The organism is Cryobacterium zongtaii (assembly GCF_002909375.1).
In the GTDB taxonomy this organism is placed as follows: domain Bacteria; phylum Actinomycetota; class Actinomycetes; order Actinomycetales; family Microbacteriaceae; genus Cryobacterium; species Cryobacterium zongtaii.
Map to the genome: position 1 here is coordinate 24,927 of NZ_PPXD01000021.1, position 15,400 is coordinate 40,326.

Consider the following 15,400-nt stretch of genomic DNA (forward strand, 5'->3'; position numbering starts at 1 on the left):
CAGGTCAGGTCAGGTCAGGTCAGGCCAGGGCGAGGAAGAGCTTCTCCAGCTCGTCCACGGTGAGTGATTCGGCGTTGTCGGGGTCCGCGATGCAATCCCGCATCGCCGAGGAGACGATCGTGAACCCGGCCCGGTCGAGAGCGCTCGACACCGCGGCCAGCTGTGTGACGACATCCTTGCAGCTGCCACCGGCCTCGACGGCAGTGATGACCGCACTCAGCTGCCCCTGCGCGCGACGCAGCCGGTTGAGCACCTTCTTCTGGTTCACGGCACGCTGGTCGTCGGTTATGACCGTCGCCACTGGAGTCGACTCGGTCATGACCGGATCCCGTCCAGCGCCGTGGGCAGGCCGGCCTGCTGCCAGGCGTTCATGCCGCCGGTCACGTTGACGGCCTCGACTCCGTTGCGTTCGAGGAATGCCGCGCCCTGCAGGCTTCGGCCTCCGGCTGCGCAGATGACGTAGACGGGGCTGTCCCGCGGTACCTCGTCCAGCCGTTCGCTCAGTTCACCCAGGGGAATGGGGATGGCACCGGCCGCGTGACCGGCCTCGAATTCGTAAGGTTCGCGCACATCGACCACGACGGGATCGGAAAGGGCTGCGAGTTCGGTAACCGAGATGTCGGTCATGTGGGGTCCCTTCGGAACGGAGAGCGGGGCACGACGGTATACCCCTGAGGGTATCAGAAGATGGGGGCAGGTTGAGAGGAGGTCGCCCCAGTACCCTAGACACATGCCCGCCGTTCAGAGCCGCCTCACAGTTCGCCTGTTCGCGACCCTGGTGTTCTTCAGCGTGTTGGCCGGCCAGTTCTGGCGAAACCTGCTCGGCTGGTGGGGCTTCGGCGCCATCGCCGTGTTCATTCTGGTCGGCAGCATCGGTCTCCTCGTCTCCCTGAAGCCCGAGTGGACCTGGCGCGGCTTCCCGAAGTCCCTGGCCGCGTTCATGCTCGTCGCCACGGTGTCCCTCGCCTGGTCGGCGTACCCAGGGGCGAGCGCGATCGGTATCACCCTGCAGTGGATCACCACGATCACCGCCCTGTTCCTGGCGCTGTGCCTCACCTGGGCCGAGCTCCTGCGCACACTCGCGGTCGCCCTGCGGTGGATCCTCGGCCTCTCGATACTCTTCGAGGTCGTCGTCGCCGTGTTCATCGGCCACGCGGTGCTCCCGTTCTGGGTTGAATACACCGGCAAGATCCCGGCCGCGTTCTACTGGTCGCGCGGACTGCTGCTGGAAGGCGGCCCGATCGAGGGCATCGTCGCCAGCCGCAACCTGCTCGGCTTCATCGCCCTGCTGGCACTGATCGTCTTCGCCGTGCAGCTCTTCGCCGGCACCGTGGCCCGCGGCCGCGGCATCGCCTGGGTGACCGTGGCCCTGATCATGCTGTGGCTGACCCGGTCGGCCACAGTGTCCGTCGCCCTCCTCGCCGTCACCATCGCCCTGCTCTTCACGCTGTGGGCCCGTCGGCTGCCGCCGATGGGCCGGCGCCCGCTCTACCTGAGCGCCGCCGCGGTCCTGGCCGCCGTGGTGGTCGGGCTCGTCGCGTTCTCGCCCGCACTGCTTTCGATGCTCGGCAAGAGCGAAGACCTGACCGGACGTTTCGACATCTGGGGCCGGGTCATCGATCTCGCCGGCGAACGCCCCCTCGTGGGCTGGGGCTGGGTGAGCTACTGGGTACCGTGGGTCGAACCCTTCGACGGCCTCGCGGTGCGCAAGGGCGTGCAATACCTGCAGGCCCACAACGCCTGGCTGGATGTCTGGCTCCAACTGGGCATCCTCGGCCTGATCATCTTCGCCGCGCTCACCCTCTCGACCCTGTGGCGGTCCTGGTTCCTGGCCGTCGACAGGCCCCGCCTGGGCATCGCCGACACTGAAACCTACGCCGTCTCCTCGATCCTGCCCCTCCTGCTCACGGTGGCGCTGCTCGCGCAGAGCCTGGCCGAAAGCCGGATCCTCGTCGAATCCGGCTGGGTGCTTCTCGTGATCCTGGCCGTGCGGTCCAAGCGCGCCGGCGCAGACGCGGAGCTGCTCGGCCTGGGCCGGCGATGACCGGCCCCGCACGGCCCCCCTACGTTCCCGACGCCATCACCGCGGTGCTCGCATCGCCGCGGTTCAGCGCCACCCTCACTCACCTGATCCTCGGGTTCGCCTTTTCAACACACCTTCTGCGCAGCCTGATGGGCTGGCCGGGCCTGCTCGCCGCGCTGGTGTGTCTGGTCGTGCTCGCGACAGCCTCCATGATCGCCCGGCGGCAGAGCATCGAATGGCACGGCCTGCTGCCCCTGTCGATCCTGGTCTTCCTGGTCTGGTGCGCACTGTCGGTGCTGTGGAGCGGGTATGCGCTGCAGACCGTCAGCGGCGTCGCCTACCAGCTGGCCTTCGCGTTCCTGGCGATCTACGTCGCCCTGGTGCGCGACACCATTCAGATCGTTCGAGCCACCGGCGATGTGCTCAGGCTGCTCCTCGGGCTGTCCCTGGCCCTCGAAGTGCTTTCCGGACTGCTCCTGGACCTACCGATCGCATTCCTCGGCGTGCAGGGCAACATCACCATGCTCGGCCCCATCCAGGGCGTTTTCGGGTCGCGTAACGCCCTCGGCCTGGTATCCCTGATCGCCGCGATCAGCTTCATTATCGAGTTGCGGTCCCGCTCCGTACGACCGGGCCGCGCCGCCGCCTCGATAGCGCTGGCCCTGCTCGGCCTGCTGCTGACCCATTCCCCGGTGTTCGTCGTCGTGGCGAGCGCCGTCGGCATCGCCGCGCTGGCCCTGTACTGGCTGCGCCGCACCCGAGCCGAGGACCGCTGGCTGCTGCAGCTGAGCCTGCTCGGCGCCACGGTGCTCGCTGCCCTATTCGCCTTCGTCGGCCGCACCGGCATCATCGACCTGCTCAACGCCGGCAGTGAATTCGAGACCCGGTCGTCGCTGTGGCGCGAGATGTGGCGACTGGTGGAGGTCCATCCACTCGAGGGTTGGGGCTGGACCGGGATCTGGCCACAGGACGTCAGTCCGTACGGCTGGCTCGACTTCGTCACCGGTAGCCGGCACTCCTCCGCCCTCAACGCATTCCTCGACGTGTACTTCCAGGTCGGCCTGGTCGGGTTCCTCTCGTTCGTGGTGTTGGTGGCACTGGCCTTCATCAGGTCGTGGCTGCTCGCCTCGAACAAGAAGCCCGTGGTGTACGTCTGGTCGCCGCTGGTCCTGGTGGTGCTTCTGGTCACCTCGGCGGCCGAGAGCACCGTGCTGGTCGAGTTCGGCTGGCTCCTGCTGTTGATCTGCTCCGTCAAGGCCGCGCAGGGCCAGAGCTGGCGCCGACTGCTATCGCCCAGCCCGCGCAACGAACTGATCTGATCTGATCTGATCTGATCTGATCTGATCTGATCTGATCTGCCCGACTCCCCCACCGGTCAGCGGATGGTGGAGATGGTCAGCGTGGCGGTCGTACCGTCTGATGCGACATAGGACCCGCTCGACTGCGGCACCAGGATGTCGGCGTACCGTGCGGCCCAATCATTCGAGCAGCGCCCATCGGTCAGCACCAGGGTCGCGCTCGCCTGCCGGGCCGCCACCGGGTCGAGGGCTCCTCCCGCGGCGACGATGGCGTTGACCGCGCCGAAATCCTCCGGCCACGCCATCCCGTAGTGGAAGTACGCGATGGGGACCCCCGCGGTGACCTTCACGACCCGCGGATCCAGGCACGGGCCCACGATAAGCAGCGTTCCCGGACTCTCCGAAGCCGATTCCCTCGCGAGGCCGGCCGCAACCCGGTACCGGTCGGAGTCCGTGTCCATGAGAGCCCTGGCCTGGAACGAGCCGGCGAAGCGGACGAAGTCCCCCATCGACAGGAACGCCAGCACGGCCACCACCGCGAACCCGGCCAGTCCCACCCACCGACCCGCCGACAGGGCCCGAAGGTCCCTCGCCACCAGCACCAGCACCGGAAGGATGGTGGCGGCAATGAGGAAGAACATATCGATCCACAGCCGGTACGGTTCCGCGTTGGCGCCCCACAGGTCGTTCGACGCCAGCAGCAGCCAGGCCGTCGCGCCGCCCAGCGCGTAGGCGGCCCATTCGGGTCGCCGCCGGATCAGGCCGGCGATAGCGATCCCGACCAGCGGCACGATCAGAACGGTGCCGCCCAGCAGGCCCGCGGCTGCCGGCACCCCGAGCTGGGAATTCGACGCAACCCTGTACAACAGGAACGGGTCACCAGCGGCCAGCCCGCCGACCGTCGCAGCGATCTGCGGCGAGGCCCCGAGCGCCGCGGCACCGAAAAACAGCACGACGACCCCCCTCGTCCGCACAATCAGTACCCCCAATCCGGGCGCCATCGGCAGCAGTCCGAACACGAGGGCGGGCAGCTGGCCGAACTCGGCGGCGACCCGCGGACCCCAGACGAAGAGCACCGGGATCAGGCCGATGCTGACAACAGCGAGAATCAGCCAGCGCCCGCTGACGATGGTCAGCACGGCGAGGACCCCGGCCAGGAAATACACCGCGGCGATGAAGGAGTAGGTCTGCACGTTTGCGAGCAGACCGATCACCAGGCTGAGCCCTATGGTGCCGAACAGGCGCACGCGCTTTCCGTGCGGCCACCACCAGAGCCAGCCGAGACTGAGCAGCACCATGCCCGCAATCGACAGGGAGACGGCTTCACCGTTGAGCGGATGCAGCACCGCGAACGGACCCCAGAGCACGGCATGGGACGCCAATTCGGTGTACCAGCCGTCGCCCTGGAACACTGCGAAGGTTCCCAGCAGGAACGGAATCGGGGCCAATAGGCCCATCCACCACCGGTTTCCGGCCGTAATGAGCACCGTGGCGAGCACGGCGACCAGCACCAGCTGCGCCACCAGGCCGGTGACGTTCCACGCGGTGATCGGCGTCAGCCCGAACGCCCGCGCCACCAGTCCCGCGAACTCGTAGTACGCCCGCGGGTACGTGTTCGACCCGGTCTCGGTGTCCGGCTCGACGTCCTGGAACTGCCCCTCAGAAAAGTTCGTGACAATTGCCAGGTAGCCCAGTTGATCGTGCTCGAAGAAGGCGCGAAACCGGTTGATCGACCAGCCGGGATTCGCCAGGTACATGCCGGCCTGCGTGGCCGCGAACACGGCCACCGCCACCAGAACACTCGCGCCGCGCGCCAGCCACCCGCGTACGGATGTCCCCGCCGACCGCTCAGAGTCCACTGGTTCGCCCTCCCGGTGCCACGTGTGATGCTGTGTCGGTGAACTTAGCGGGCGATCGAGATCCGCGCTTCCCCCTATAACGGGATTTCAGGAGCGGGGACTGAGAAGTCTAAGCTGGCACTTCACGAATCCGCGGATGCGCTACGGCTCGCCAGGCCCGCCGCCCGCACCATCCGCTGAACAAGTGCAGCTACAATCTTGCGAGCTCTCCGGCCGCCCCGCGCGGGAGAGAGCACACAGTCCCTGACGCAGTCAAGTGATCGGAACCAGTTCGAGTGAGTCAAAAATTTCCTGCTGACCTGAGCGAGTTCACGGTCCCCGGCCACAGCCGCGGAATCATCGACGCCCTGTCGTACCGATACCTTCTGCGGCTGCTGATCCGGAAGGGCACCCTCACCCGCTATCACGGCTCGGTTCTCGGTTGGGTGTGGTCGTACGTCAAGCCCGCCGCCCAGTTCCTGGTGTTCTACCTGGTCTTCGGGTTCTTCCTCGGCCTGAACAAGGGGATCGACAACTTCCCGATCTATCTCTTCTCCGGCATGATCGCGATCAACCTGTTCGGCGAGGCCTTCGGCAACGCGACCAGGTCGATCGTCGACAACACCGCCCTGGTGCAGAAGATCTATCTGCCCCGGGAACTGTTCCCGATCTCTGCCGTGATCGTCGCCTTCGTGCATTTCCTCCCGCAGGTCTTGATCCTTGTCATCGTCTGCCTGTTCGCGGGCTGGGTACCCACCCTGGTCGGCATCGCGAGCATCATCCTCGGCATGCTCATCGTCGTCACCCTGGCCATCGGTCTCGGACTGTTCTTCGGAGCCATCAACGTGGCGTTCCGCGACGCGCAGAACCTCGTCGAACTGATCCTCCTCTTCGCGACCTGGACCTCTCCGGTGCTGTACGCGTGGACGATGGTCGCCGACAAGGTCTCACCCTGGGTCTTCAACCTCTACCTCTCCAACCCGCTCACCTCCGCCGTTGAGTTGTTCCACGCCGGCTTCTGGTTCAGCACCACGACGGGCTCCCTGCCCCAGCCGCCACACCTGGCCGCGTTCAGCCTGATCGGCCTGCTGATTTCGCTCATCATCCTTGCTATCGGGCAACTCGTCTTCAAGCGTCTGGAGGGGCACTTTGCCCAGAACCTCTGATCCGGCCCTGCCGCGCATCATCATCGACAGCGTCGACAAGACTTTCATCCTTCGGCACACCCACTCGTTCAAGGAATCGTTCATCGCCAAGCTTCAGAAGAAGAAGACGACGACAAGTTTCTCCGCGCTTTCCGACATCGGTTTCACCGTTCAGGAGGGCGAATCCGTGGCCCTGCTGGGCTACAACGGCTCCGGAAAGTCCACCCTGCTCAAGCTCATCTCCGGGGTGATGCGACCCGACTCCGGCCGGATCCTCACCCGCGGGCGGGTCGCCGGCCTGATCGAGGTCGGTGCCGGGTTCCACCCCGATCTCTCCGGCCGGGAGAACGTGTACCTGAACGCCGCGATTCTCGGCATGAACAAGGACGAGATCGACCGCCGGTTCAACGACATCGTCGAATTCTCCGAGATCGGCGAGTTCATCGACACCGAGGTCAAGCACTATTCGTCGGGCATGTTCGTCAGGCTGGCGTTCTCCGTGGCGATCCACACCGAACTGGACATCCTGCTGGTCGACGAGGTTCTGGCCGTCGGTGACGCCCCTTTCCGCGAGAAGTGCAAGAAGAAGATCCAGGAGCTCACCGATCAGGGTAAAACCATGCTCGTGGTGAGCCACGATGTCGATATGGTCACCCAGGTCTGCAAGCGGGGGATCGTGCTGCGCGACGGCAAGGTCTGCTTCGACGGCGCGGTCAACGACGCTGTCGCCTCGATGCAAGGGAACGGTGCGTAACGCTGTGACGGCCCAGAGCGCCGACGAGGAAGCAGACCAGAAGTCCTCTGGCTTCATCCTCATCGTCGCGGCCACCGGAATCGTGGGCATCGCGGGGTACGTCATCACCTGGCTGGTGCCCGCCGTGATCGGCGTCGGCCCGTACGCCGTGTTCGCCGTGTTCTGGTCGTTCATCTTCCTCGTCGCCGCGGCGCTCTCGGGCATCCAGCAGGAGGTCACCAGGGCGACGCATCCGCGCGACACCGGCAACACCAGCTACCGCAACCGAGCAGGCGTCTTCGCTGTGGCCGCGTTCGTGGTCGTCCTGGCGCTCGTGCTGGGCACCGCCCCGCTCTGGCAGGCTCAGGTCTTCCCCACCGACGGCTGGTCGCTGGTCGTGCCGTTGGCGGTCGGCGCCGCCTCCTATGTGCCCCTCGCGGTGCTGGCCGGGTCGCTCTACGGCATCGGCCACTGGAAGGCCCTCTTCGGCCTGATCGTCGTTGAAGGCGTGCTGCGGCTGGTGCTGATCGGGATCGCGCTGGCCTTCCTGCCCGGTTCAGTTCCGCTCGCGTGGGCTGTCGCCATCCCGTTCCCCGTCACCGTGCTGGCCATCTGGCCCTTCGCCAGGTCCCGCGTCGTCGGCAAGACCCAGCTGGACGTCGCGCTGCCTGCTCTCACCTGGAACGTCGTGCGCACCATCGTCGCCGCCGCGTCGATGGGCCTGATGGTCAGCGGGTTCCCGCTCGTGCTCAGTCTCACCTCACCGGCGGTGCCCGCCGCCGAACTCGGCCTCGTCATTCTCGCGGCCACCCTGACCCGGGCTCCGCTGATCGTCGTGGGGATGGCCCTGCAGAGCTTCCTCATCGTCTTTTTCCGCGGTCGACTGGACCGGTTCTGGCGATCGCTGCTGCAGCTCGAGGCCCTGGTCCTGGGTCTGGGCGCCGTCCTGGCCGTCCTCGGCTTCCTGGCCGGTCCCGCCGTGTTCGCCTTCCTCTTCCCCGGCCAGGGCGTGCCAGAGGGCTGGGTCATCGCAACCTTCGTGGCCTCCTCCGCGCTCGTCGGTGCGCTGTGCGTGAGCGCTCCCGCGGTGCTCTCCCGCAACGCGCACAGCGCCTTCACCGCCGGCTGGGTCGTCGCCGCCCTCACCACCGTGGTCTGCCTGCTGCTGCCCGTCGATTTCCTCGAGCGCACCATGCTCGCGCTGCTCGTCGGACCGGCCGCCGGTGTTCTCCTGCACGGCGTGTATCTCGCCGTCGCACGGAACGGCGAAGTAGCACCCGTCGCCCCCGACGCGCTGGTCACTGACTGATGTCAGTCACCACGACACCAACCTCACTGACAAAGGACACCATCACCATGAACCGCACCGGCCCGCATAGGCTTGCCGACCTCAAGTGGTTCGCACTCACAGCCGTGACAGTGGGGTTCCTCGCAGTGATCCCACTGATCTGGAACCGACGCTTCTATTTCCAGGATGATTCGGAAAACGGCGCGTTCGGCGTGTGGTACCACATTGGGCAGAGTTTACTGGCGGGAAAGATCCCGGTCCTGAATCCTTCGGTGTGGTCTAGTGGAAACTACTTGGCGGAAGGCCAATGGGGCACCTGGAACCCGCTTATCATGCTCATCGGCGTCGCCGCGTACCTCTGCTCAAATGCCGTCGTCTTCATGACTGTGCTCAAGGTTCTGATGCTCATGCTCGCCGGAACCGGCGTGTATCTCCTCGCCCGTTCGTACAAGACCGCCCCCCCGCTGGCCTACGTCGCCGGGTTCGCCGTCACGTTGAACGGCTTCACCATGTATTTCGATGCCCCCTCATGGGTAACCGGACTCCTGGTCTGGGCGCTAGTTCCGTACTTCTGGGTCGCGCTGCGTAGGCTCACACAACACTCCGCCAACCCCCTGCCGGCTTTCCTGGTCGGCTATCTGATCGTCACCGTCGGTTACCTGCAGGGCACCTTCGCCATCGGGTTCGTATTGCTGGCCGTAGGTATCGACTCCCTCATTCGGCGCCGATGGCCCGAGGCGCTCCGTGTTGTCGGGGTCGGGGTCGCACTCGTTCTCGTGGCCATCACGGTTTTCCTGCCCGGCGTCCTGACGGCCTCCGTCACCAACCGCGCAGTCAGCATCATGGGCAACGACGGCATGATGAGTGTCGATCTCGGCGGTCTTCTCAGCTCCACCATCGCTACCGGCTACCCCCAGGTCGCATCTTGGTGGTGGACCGGTCCGACGGCGACCGCGCCGGTCGTCTACGTCGCCTGGTTCCTTCCCGTCCTGCTATTCGTCGACTGGCGCAAGGCCATGGCCAACCGGTCCCATGTGCGCGACCTGACCATTGTCATGGGCTTGGCGCTAGCGTACGTACTGTTGCCAACCATCCTTGGACCCCTGCGGTACCCGGTGCGGTTCATGCCGTATCTCGCCCTCACTTTGATCGTGCTCACGGTGGTCGCCCTAAGTCGTGCCGCCATCAGGCACCCCGGACGCAAGCGCCTGGTCGCGGCCTCACTCTTCATCGTCGCCGCGGTATACCTTTCATGGGCCCAATTGCCGCCGCACTATCTCGCTCTCTTCGCGGCCGGCGCGATCGCGATTGGCGGCCTCGCCGCAATTTGGTGGCTGATCCGCCGGGCCGACGCCGTACCGTCAGCAGCTTGGACGTCCGTTGCCGCTGTTGTCGTCGCCGGCAGCCTGGTACTCACAGCTGCGCAGCACTATGACACCCATTCCAGCCCTCTGTCGATGAACAATGTCCCCGCCGACACCAGCATTCCTCAAGGAGTCCTCGCCGGAATCGACGGCGACGTCATTGTTGTGGGCGATCCCGTGGACTACCAGAGCGACCCTGCGGCTTGGCGGGAGACCCTGATGGCGAACACGTGGTACCTCAGCCCCGCCGCCGTGCAAAACCGGTATCAGCTCATCGGCTTCTCCCAGTACAACGCGACGATGTGCCTGCAGTATCTGGGCGGCACCTGCCCCGGGCTTTTGACTACTTTGTTCGAGACCCGAGATGCCACGGGTATGCAGCTTGTTGACCAGCTGTCCATCGACAACATCCAGATCCTCAAAGTCTCGTTTGAGAACGAGCAATCTGCGACTGACTCCGGCACGGGCACAGAGACCGAGAATGAGACGGTGACGTGGGACACGCCCCCTGAGGGCTGGAGTCTGGTGGAGGATACCGGGCTGACCGTAGTCTGGAGCCGGGACGAACCTGTAGGTCCGGCCGGCGGCGTCGTGTGGACGAGCGAGGGCACCAGCGTCGAGACGCTCTCCCAAACCGACACCTCCGTCACGATGAAGGTACTCTCAGTCGCCTCTGAGGGGGGGACCGTGGCCCTGAGCAGACTGGCCTGGCCGGGATACTCGGCGGAGCGCGCCACGCTCACTGCGGCGCCTGTAGACGGCTTTCTCCTTGGGCTGGATATCCCGCAGTCCTCGGAGGGTGAAATCGTCACCGTGACGTTCCAGCCGCCAGGCTGGGCCATCGAGCTGACGGCCTGGCTGACCGCTATGGGTGGCATCCTCATCTGGACGATCCTCGTCGTGATCGGCCACCTGCGCCGCCGCTCCAACCGCACCGCCGCCTAGCTGTAACAATGCCCGCCAACAGTTTCGCGCTGCACCTCCGCTGCGGCTGGCACTGATCGTGAAGCCTCCTGTTACGGGGTGTCTTCGAAGTGGCGGAGACGCGCGCCACGTTTCACCACCTGCTTGTCCAGTCCGTCTCTAACGACGTGCCACGCTCATCCAGGATCTGTGTGCGGCCCGTCCCGCCTACACCGCAAGGCTGGCATCGCGAATCCAGAGGCGTCGAAGCGACTGCAGATCAGAGAACTAGAGGAAACAATCTCTGTTGTCGAGCAAACGCGGATCAGGTCTGCCCGACGGCACGTCCCAAGTGCACCGCAGCATCGAAGCGCGCGGAATCTGCGCACCCGCGCGGTCCGGGCAGACATCCAAGCTTTGCGCGATATGGCAGTCGTCCTGGTAGTCATGAACCACTTCTGGCCGACTCGAGTCACCGGCGGCTATGTGGGCGTCGACGTATTTCTCGCGATCTCCGATACCTCATAAACTGCCCATCTGCGAAGGGAGTTGAAGGGTCTGGCACGCGGAGTTACTCGGCACTGTACTGCGCGACCGGATCAGCTAGTACCGGTGGATCCCGCCGAGCTGGAGCCGGCTGACGACTGCGCACTCAGGACGCCTGGCAGAAGCTGAGCCGCGAGCCAAAGGCATCGGAGTCCCTAAGTTCGCCCGGGACGGTGAACAGCGACACTCCGCCGACAGATGAGGACTTCGGCCACTATCTCCGTGCAGTTGCGGGGAAAGCGACGGCCGGGTTGAACCGGATTCCGGCCAGCAGGCGACCGTACATCCGGCGCTGCAGCTTGCCGGCGACCCGGCCCCGCCGCATCATCAGGGCCACCCGGGCGCACAAATACAGGTAGGCGAAGAGACTCTGGTGGTGCAGCCTGAACGACGCCTCGTTGCGGATGCCGTAGGCGAATTTCCACGCATTGGCGTCATCGATCAAGCCGAAGTTGACGCCCTTGTTGTCGCCCATGTCGTGCACGACAACGCTGTCGAGGACCTGCACACCCGGGCAGGCTCGGGTGATGCGCAGGGTGTACTCGTGGTCGTCGAACCAGATGAAGTACTCGGAGTACGGCAGGCCGTGCTTCTCGATCACCCAACGGGGAATGAGCACCGACACGAAGGAACAGCTCTTCACCGTCACCGAACGCTGACCCTTGGACACGAGCCTGGCCCAGTCCCAGGTGGGCTCCGGATTGTTCATCTCGCAGATGGCGCCGTCGATGTAGTTGACCAACGAGCAGGAGAACGGCACCTCGGGGCCGAGCTCGGCGACGGCGGCGACGAAGCCGTCACGCAGCTTCTCGAGGGCGTCGGGCTGCGGGTAGCAGTCGTCGTCCATGATCCAGACGAAATCGGCGCCGAGCTGATAGCCGCGTTCCATGCCCGCCGAGAATCCACCTGCCCCGCCGGTGTTCGTGGGCAGGGACATCACCTCGAGCGGGATGCTGGTCGTCAGCTGACCGAGGTACTCCGCGGTGCCGTCGGTCGACGCATTGTCCACGATGATGAGGCGGGTGGGCGCGAAGGTCTGGGCTTCGATGGAGGCGATCACCGTCTTGAGCTTCGCGAGCCTGTTGAAGGTGACGACGACGGCGCTTACTTGATCCATAACTCGAACAGCTTTCCGGCCCAATCGTGGGCGCTTTCATACTCGGTGAATTCCTGGGCCAGGGCGACTTCTCGACGCCAAACGTCGACGCGGTATACCTCGGACTCGGCCATCCGGACGACAATCGCGCTCGCCTCTGCCAGGAAACGACCTGGGTCGCGGGCGACGAGGGCATCCGGCACGATGACGGTGCGCTGGGAGCCGACGTCGGTCGAGATTACGGGGACCCCGGCGGCAAGCGCCTCGAGGGTCGTCAAGGTGAGTCCTTCGTTCTGGGAACTCAGGACCAGGCAGTCGACCCGCGCGAGCGTGTTGCTCACAGGCGCTCCCTCGGCGACCCACTCGACGATGCCGGACAGTCCGTGGCTGTCGATGTCGCGGCGAAGGAAGTGCTCGAGTTCCCCACCGCCCTGGATGACCACGCGCACGGAGAGCCCGTCGATGGCGTGTAGCTCCCTGACTAGCTTCGTGAACAGGTAGGGGCGTTTCTGAGCCGCGAATCGGCCGATGAAGCCCAGGGTGAAGACGGACTCGTCGGCGCGCGGGCGTGCGGCGACAGCGACACTTCCGGTCGTGGTTAGCCCGATGAGGGGGGCAAGGGCGATCTTGTCCGGGGGGATGCCCTGCACCCGAACCAGCCAATCCTCCAGCTGCGGGGAGATCACGTGGTGCACGTCGATGAATTCGTCCAAGGCAGCGCCGATGGCGGGGTACCCGCCGCCGTTGTATTCGAGAATGTGGTGGGTAGAGGCCACCTGGATGCCGGGCAGCCGATTGCGCAGCCACGGCAACCGGTCATAAACCCACCGGCTGTGGTGCACGAACACGCCCCGGATATCGAAGTTCATGGCGAGCGCCTCGAGCACCGGCTCCGAATGCTCGGGCTGTTCGATGGGGTGGGTCAGGGCAAGGACGATGGCACCGCCCAGTTCCGCGCGTGTTATCCACGGATGCGCTGACGGCACGTCAGTGATGACGATCGGGCGCAGACCCTTGGCCGTGGCGAGTGCGATGGACTCCATAGCCCAGCGCTCAGCACCGCCCAACTCGAGCCAGTGCACACCAAAAATGACGGCGCTTTCCCCGCCTGCCGCAGGTTCGCCCGCGGGTATGCCGGTCACGTCTACGAGCCGGCGATCCACGACCACCGAATTGAGCGAAGATTCCCGGCCCCGCAGCAGCCATTGGCGTATCCGGTCGTACTCAAACGGGTAGCGGCGTTCCACGCCACCGCGCAGCCTCCAGTAGAGGCTGGCCCGCCCGTTGGCCGATGGGGCACCTGGTTCGCGCTCGGCGTCGAGAACGATGTTGCGCACCCCGGTTTCAGGATCGGTCAGCCAGCCCTTGCGGTGGTGGGTGTAGTGCGGGTGCGGTGAACCCGAGACCGAACTCCGGGCGGTGAACTCCCCCACCTTCGTGGCCCCGGTGGTGACTTTGGTGTGGCGAGTACCCGCATCCGTCAGGTGGGCCATCCCACCCGCGCCGGCGATGTGCACAACGATCCGTAGGGCTAGGCCCGGATTGTCTAGTGCGTGGAAGTTCACGGCGGAGACCAATAACGCTTGCTGGCGCGCGCTGAGTGCTGCACTCAGCCGTTCGGCGGTCTCCGGCGAGAGGTCCGCGGTGAACAGGGCAGGCCTGCCGAGGACGTTCGAGAGGATGTCAGACATGGTGAAAAGATACTTTCGCTTCTCGTGGCTCGAGGAAACGACGTGTGCGCTCTGGCACCGTCGCGTCCCGCAGCCAGGCCGCTCCAGGCACGGGTGCCTGGATGCCGGCCCGTTTGATGGGCACGTCGTCAACGGCGCGTTCGGGAGTGTGGTGAAGCAAGGGTCGTCGCCCATTACAGTGGGGCGGCATCTTGGCCCAGGTCCGCGGTGCGGAACCGGGAGGTCCCGTGGCGGCGAGGATCAGGAAGGTCATGCTTGTCCTTGCCAGTGTAGCCGGGTCAGTTCGTGGCGCCCGAGGCGAAAAGCGGACGGAGCTTGTTCTCGAAGGTGGACAATGCGGCGCCGATCGCCATGTGCATGTCGAGGTACTGGTAGGTGCCCAGCCGGCCGCCGAAGATCACGTTGGGCTGCTCGGCGATGCGCTCCCGGTAGCGCAGCAGGCGTTCCCGGTCTGCAGCGGTGTTCACCGGGTAGTAAGGCTCGTCGGCTTCCTCGGCGAAACGCGAGAACTCCCGCATGATCACGGTCTTGTCGTTCGGGTAGTCCCGCTCTGGGTGGAAGTGCTTGAACTCGTGGATGCGGGTGTACGCGACGTCGGTGTCTGCGTAGTTCATCACCGGGGTGCCCTGGTAGTCACCGGTCTGGATGACTTCTTCCTCGAAGTCCAGGGTGCGCCAGGACAGCGGACCCTCCGAGTAGTCGAAGTACCTGTCGACGGGACCCGTGTAGACGACGGGGACCGTGCCCACGGCGTCGCGGATGTTGATTTCCTGGTCGAGGTCGAAGAAGTCAGTCGACAGCCGCACTTCGATGTTGGGGTGATCGGCCATGCGTTCGATCCAGGCCGTGTACCCGTCGACGGGCAGTCCCTCATAGGTGTCGCTGAAGTACCGGTTGTCGTAGTTGTACCGCACGGGCAGGCGGCTGATGACCTCCGCGGGCAGCTCCCGCGGATCGGTCTGCCACTGCTTGGCGGTGTAGTCCCTGATGAACGCCTCGTAGAGGGGACGGCCGATCAGTGCGACGGCCTTGTCCTCGAGATTGCTCACCGTGGCGAGTTCGCCCTCTGCGGCCTGCTCGCTGATCAGCGCGCGGGCCTCGGTGGGCGAATAGGCGCTGTGGAAGAACTGGTTGATGGTGCCGAGGTTGATCGGCAGCGGGAACACCTCGCCCTTGTGCGTGGTGTACACCCGGTGCCGGTAGTCAGTGAAGGAGGTGAACCTGTTGACGTAGTCCCAGACCACCTTGTTCGAGGTGTGGAAGAGGTGGGCGCCGTAGCGGTGCACCTCGATTCCGGTTTCGGGTTCGACCGAGCTGTATGCGTTGCCACCGATGTGGTCGCGCTTGTCGATGACGACAACCCGCAGTCCCAATTCGTTGGCACAGCGCTCTGCCACGGTGAGGCCGAAGAATCCGGCACCGACAACCACAAGGTCAACGTTCATAACACCCATCCTCACTTACGCGCGGCCAGT

General features: G+C 65.3%; 12 protein-coding genes. 6 read left to right on the plus strand and 6 right to left on the minus strand.

What is annotated here, in order from left to right; translation table 11 throughout:
* Positions 1–19: 19 nt before the first annotated feature.
* Complete coding sequence (locus C3B61_RS13510; RefSeq protein ID WP_103461173.1) at positions 20–319, minus strand: metal-sensitive transcriptional regulator; 300 nt, start codon at positions 317–319, stop codon at positions 20–22.
* Positions 316–627, minus strand: coding sequence for a rhodanese-like domain-containing protein (locus C3B61_RS13515; RefSeq protein ID WP_088457870.1), 312 nt, complete (start codon positions 625–627; stop codon positions 316–318). Before C3B61_RS13515 ends, C3B61_RS13510 begins: the two co-directional genes overlap by 4 nt.
* Before the next feature lie 103 nt (positions 628–730).
* Here C3B61_RS13515 and C3B61_RS13520 point away from each other — a divergent pair, with 103 nt between their 5' ends.
* Both C3B61_RS13520 and C3B61_RS13525 read left to right on the plus strand, forming a co-directional pair.
* Positions 731–2,044: an O-antigen ligase family protein gene (locus tag C3B61_RS13520; protein ID WP_165787881.1), complete on the plus strand. Its 1,314-nt coding sequence runs from the start codon at positions 731–733 to the stop codon at positions 2,042–2,044.
* On the plus strand, positions 2,041–3,342 hold the full coding sequence (locus tag C3B61_RS13525; protein WP_103461175.1) for an O-antigen ligase family protein: 1,302 nt from the start codon (positions 2,041–2,043) through the stop codon (positions 3,340–3,342). The genes C3B61_RS13520 and C3B61_RS13525 overlap by 4 nt, the downstream gene beginning before the upstream one ends.
* 56 nt (positions 3,343–3,398) lie before the next feature.
* On the opposite strand, the gene C3B61_RS13530 is transcribed toward C3B61_RS13525, so the two are convergent.
* A complete protein-coding gene (locus C3B61_RS13530; RefSeq protein WP_133159725.1) occupies positions 3,399–5,180 on the minus strand; it encodes a hypothetical protein in 1,782 nt (593 codons plus the stop codon).
* Positions 5,181–5,455: 275 nt separating this feature from the next.
* Here C3B61_RS13530 and C3B61_RS13535 point away from each other — a divergent pair, with 275 nt between their 5' ends.
* From C3B61_RS13535 to C3B61_RS13550, 4 genes are read left to right on the plus strand one after another with little or no spacing between them, the layout of a single operon-like run.
* A complete protein-coding gene (locus C3B61_RS13535) occupies positions 5,456–6,325 on the plus strand; it encodes an ABC transporter permease (protein WP_174776357.1) in 870 nt (289 codons plus the stop codon).
* A complete protein-coding gene (locus tag C3B61_RS13540; RefSeq protein ID WP_103461177.1) occupies positions 6,309–7,058 on the plus strand; it encodes an ABC transporter ATP-binding protein in 750 nt (249 codons plus the stop codon). Before C3B61_RS13535 ends, C3B61_RS13540 begins: the two co-directional genes overlap by 17 nt.
* Positions 7,051–8,346, plus strand: a complete 1,296-nt coding sequence (locus tag C3B61_RS13545) for a hypothetical protein (protein WP_133160299.1) — start codon at positions 7,051–7,053, stop codon at positions 8,344–8,346. The genes C3B61_RS13540 and C3B61_RS13545 overlap by 8 nt, the downstream gene beginning before the upstream one ends.
* Before the next feature lie 47 nt (positions 8,347–8,393).
* Positions 8,394–10,634: a glycosyltransferase family protein gene (locus C3B61_RS13550; protein WP_103461179.1), complete on the plus strand. Its 2,241-nt coding sequence runs from the start codon at positions 8,394–8,396 to the stop codon at positions 10,632–10,634.
* Positions 10,635–11,352: 718 nt separating this feature from the next.
* Here C3B61_RS13550 and C3B61_RS13560 read toward each other — a convergent pair.
* From C3B61_RS13560 to glf, 3 genes are all read right to left on the minus strand, one after another.
* Positions 11,353–12,255 (minus strand): glycosyltransferase family 2 protein, encoded by a 903-nt coding sequence (locus tag C3B61_RS13560; RefSeq protein WP_103461181.1) that lies wholly within the window; start codon positions 12,253–12,255, stop codon positions 11,353–11,355.
* The gene (locus C3B61_RS13565) at positions 12,243–13,925 is read right to left on the minus strand and encodes a glycosyltransferase (RefSeq protein WP_165787879.1); all 1,683 of its coding nucleotides are present in this window, start codon (positions 13,923–13,925) and stop codon (positions 12,243–12,245) included. Before C3B61_RS13565 ends, C3B61_RS13560 begins: the two co-directional genes overlap by 13 nt.
* A 278-nt stretch (positions 13,926–14,203) precedes the next feature.
* Positions 14,204–15,370 carry a UDP-galactopyranose mutase gene (gene glf / locus C3B61_RS13570; protein WP_103461183.1) on the minus strand — a complete coding sequence of 389 codons (1,167 nt, stop codon included), beginning with the start codon at positions 15,368–15,370 and terminating at the stop codon, positions 14,204–14,206.
* Between the last annotated feature and the right edge of the window lie 30 nt (positions 15,371–15,400).

Bases quoted from the DNA above. Each gene is read 5' to 3' on its own strand.
- C3B61_RS13510 (WP_103461173.1), bottom strand. From the start codon at position 319: ATGACCGAGTCGACTCCAGTGGCGACGGTCATAACCGACGACCAGCGT.
- C3B61_RS13515 (WP_088457870.1), bottom strand. From the start codon at position 627: ATGACCGACATCTCGGTTACCGAACTCGCAGCCCTTTCCGATCCCGTC.
- C3B61_RS13520 (WP_165787881.1), top strand. From the start codon at position 731: ATGCCCGCCGTTCAGAGCCGCCTCACAGTTCGCCTGTTCGCGACCCTG.
- C3B61_RS13525 (WP_103461175.1), top strand. From the start codon at position 2,041: ATGACCGGCCCCGCACGGCCCCCCTACGTTCCCGACGCCATCACCGCG.
- C3B61_RS13550 (WP_103461179.1), top strand. From the start codon at position 8,394: ATGAACCGCACCGGCCCGCATAGGCTTGCCGACCTCAAGTGGTTCGCA.
- C3B61_RS13560 (WP_103461181.1), bottom strand. From the start codon at position 12,255: ATGGATCAAGTAAGCGCCGTCGTCGTCACCTTCAACAGGCTCGCGAAG.
- C3B61_RS13565 (WP_165787879.1), bottom strand. From the start codon at position 13,925: ATGTCTGACATCCTCTCGAACGTCCTCGGCAGGCCTGCCCTGTTCACC.
- glf (WP_103461183.1), bottom strand. From the start codon at position 15,370: ATGAACGTTGACCTTGTGGTTGTCGGTGCCGGATTCTTCGGCCTCACC.